Annotated in this window: 3 protein-coding genes; 2 read left to right on the top strand and 1 reads right to left on the bottom strand. The window is 72.4% G+C overall.

Going from position 1 to position 2,629, the window contains the following annotated elements; all coding sequences use genetic code 11:
- A partial coding sequence (gene dapE, locus IJH84_RS23345) for a succinyl-diaminopimelate desuccinylase (RefSeq protein WP_295149046.1) occupies positions 1 to 952 on the bottom strand: 952 nt, incomplete at its 3' end.
- A gap of 184 nt (positions 953 to 1,136) precedes the next feature.
- Between dapE and dapD the strand changes: the two genes are divergently transcribed.
- Both dapD and IJH84_RS23335 read left to right on the top strand, forming a co-directional pair.
- Positions 1,137 to 2,126, top strand: a complete 990-nt coding sequence (gene dapD / locus IJH84_RS23340) for a 2,3,4,5-tetrahydropyridine-2,6-dicarboxylate N-succinyltransferase (RefSeq protein ID WP_200073278.1) — start codon at positions 1,137 to 1,139, stop codon at positions 2,124 to 2,126.
- A 59-nt stretch (positions 2,127 to 2,185) separates the two neighbouring features.
- The coding region (locus IJH84_RS23335) for a CHAD domain-containing protein (protein ID WP_295149041.1) at positions 2,186 to 2,629 on the top strand (444 nt) is incomplete at its 3' end.

Below are 2,629 nucleotides of genomic sequence, written 5' to 3'. Positions count from 1 at the left end.
CGGCGAAGCGGGCCACGTCGGTCCAGCCCAGCTTGGCGATCGGCTGCCCGCCCGCGGCTTCGACCAGCTCGGCCGCGGCCGGGGAGTTCAGCCCGGGCAGCGCCCCGCCGGAGGCGTCGACCACGGTCACGTCGAACCCGGCGAAGACCTCGCGGACGTGCGCTTCGGCTTCGGCCAGCGACTTGTCCGGGGCGAAGCGGTGGTTCACCGCGACCACGCAGGAGTCCGGCACGACGTTGCCCGCGACGCCGCCTTCGATGCGCACGGCCTGCAGGCCCTCGTGGTACTGCAGCCCGTCGATGACCGGCTCCCGCGGCGTGTAGTCCAGCAACCGCCGCAGGATCGGCTCCGCCGCGTGGATGGCGTTGTCTCCCATCCAGGCGCGCGCGGCGTGCGCGCGAGTGCCGCTGGTGCGGACCTCCACGCGCAGCGTTCCCTGGCAACCGGCTTCGATGCCGGCGTTCGACGGCTCGCCGACGATGGCGAGGTCCCCGGCCAGCCACTCCGGCAGGTCGCGTTCGATGCGGTTGAGCCCGTTGCGCTCGGCGGCGACCTCTTCGCAGTCGTAGAACACGAAGGTCAGGTCGTACCGCGGCGCGGTCAGCTGCGCGGCCAGGTACAGCAGCACCGCGTCGCCGCCCTTCATGTCCACCGCGCCGCAGCCGTGCAGCACCTCGTCCGCGCCCGAACCGGTGCGGTGCAGCGGCAGGTTGTCGTTGATCGGCACGGTGTCCAGGTGCCCGGCCAGCACGATCCGCGACGCCCTGCCGAGGTCGGTGCGCGCGAGCACGGCCTCTCCGCTGCGCACCACTTCCAGGTGCGGGGCCTGCGCTTGCAGCGCGCGCTGCACGGCATCGGCGATGGCGCGCTCCTCGCCGGAGACGCTGGGGATGTCGACCAGCGCGGCGGTCAGCTCGACCGGTTCGGCGCTCAGATCCAGGGAGTCGGTCACGCTGGCAGGTTACCGGCAGGGAACGCGTGACACCGACCACTCCGCGGAGTCCATAGAGGACGTGCGGCGCATCGGTTTTCCGTTGCTGCGCCGGGAAATCACTCGATCACTCTCGGTATCGATGAGCGCGGAAGACCTCACCCCTGGGCGGCACCTGGGGCCGCCGCCGATTACCGTTTCCGGCATGAGCGGCACCGAGACCCCCGACCCGCAGAACACCGGCGCGCACGGCGTCGGCCTGGCCACCGTGACCGACGACGGAACCGTGCTCGACACCTGGTTCCCCATCGTCAAGCTCGGCTCGACCGGCGAGGCAGGCAGCACCGAGCTGGATCCGGCGGAGACGGCCGAGGCGCTCGGAGCAGCCGGCGCTGCGCTGACCGGCCGGGACGACGCCCGCCAAGTCGAGGTCGTCGCGGTTCGCACCGAGATCTCCCGGCTCGCCGACGCCCCGATCGACGCGCACGACATCTACCTGCGGCTGCACCTGCTGTCGCACCGCCTGGTCCGGCCGCACGGGCAGAGCATGGACGGCATCTTCGGGTTGCTGTCCAACGTGGTGTGGACCAACCACGGCCCCTGCCCCGTCGAAGGCTTCGAGCAGACCCGGCTGCGGCTGCGCTCGCGCGGCCAGGTCACCGTGCACAGCGTCGACAAGTTCCCGCGCATGATCGACTACGTGGCCCCGTCCGGGGTGCGCATCGGCGATGCCGACCGGGTCCGGCTCGGCGCGCACCTGGCCAGCGGCACGACCGTGATGCACGAGGGCTTCGTCAACTACAACGCGGGCACCCTCGGCGCCTCGATGATCGAAGGCCGGGTCTCGGCCGGCGTGGTCGTCGGCGACGGCTCCGACCTCGGTGGCGGCGCCTCGGTGATGGGCACCCTCTCCGGCGGTGGCAAGGAGGTCATCTCGGTCGGCGAGCGCTGCCTGATCGGCGCCAACGGCGGGGTGGGGATCTCGCTCGGGGACGACTGCGTCGTCGAGGCCGGCCTGTACGTCACCGCCGCCACCAAGATCAGCCTGCCGGACGGGACGCTGACCAAGGCCACCGAGCTGTCCGGCTCCGACGGCCTGCTGTTCCTGCGCAACTCCACCACCGGTGCGGTCGAGGTGCGGCCGCGTTCCGGCGGCAAGGTCGAGCTGAACGCGGCGCTGCACGCGAACGACTGAGCCCGCCCGCTCGCCGAAATCACGGCGAACACCGCGTCGGAATGGCCGACACTGGTGGTATGAACCGCACCTCCCCGGCCCTGCCGCCCGAACCCGCGGTGGCAGGGCGGGACGCACCCGTCGCCGAGCACGTTCGCGCCGCGCTCCACACGCGGCTGCGCGGGTTGCTGGCGCACGATCCCGGCACCCGGCTCGGCGAAGATCCCGAAGAACTGCACCAGATGCGGGTGTCGGTGCGGCGGATGCGCGCGGTGCTGCGGTCGGCCCGACCGTTCCTGGACACGAGCTGGTCGGAGCCGTTGCGCGCGGAACTCGGCGCGCTCGGCCGGGCGCTGGGTCCGGTCCGCGATCTGGACGTGCTGCTGGAACGGCTGCGCCAGGACGCCGCCGAACTGGACACCGCCGAGCGGTCCGCCGCGGCCCGGCTCATCTCCGGGCTGGAGGTCGAGCACGGCGAGGCGCGGTTCGAGATGCTCGCGGTGCTCGAGGAGGCCCGGAAGGCG

This window comes from Saccharopolyspora sp. (assembly GCF_017434145.1).
Lineage (GTDB): Bacteria > Actinomycetota > Actinomycetes > Mycobacteriales > Pseudonocardiaceae > Saccharopolyspora_C > Saccharopolyspora_C galaxeae.
The sequence above is the reverse complement of the archived record's forward strand: the minus strand, read 5'-3'. Positions and strand labels throughout refer to the sequence as shown.

Coding starts and splice junctions, on each gene's coding strand:
- dapD (WP_200073278.1), top strand. CDS start 1,137: ATGAGCGGCACCGAGACCCCCGACCCGCAGAACACCGGCGCGCACGGC.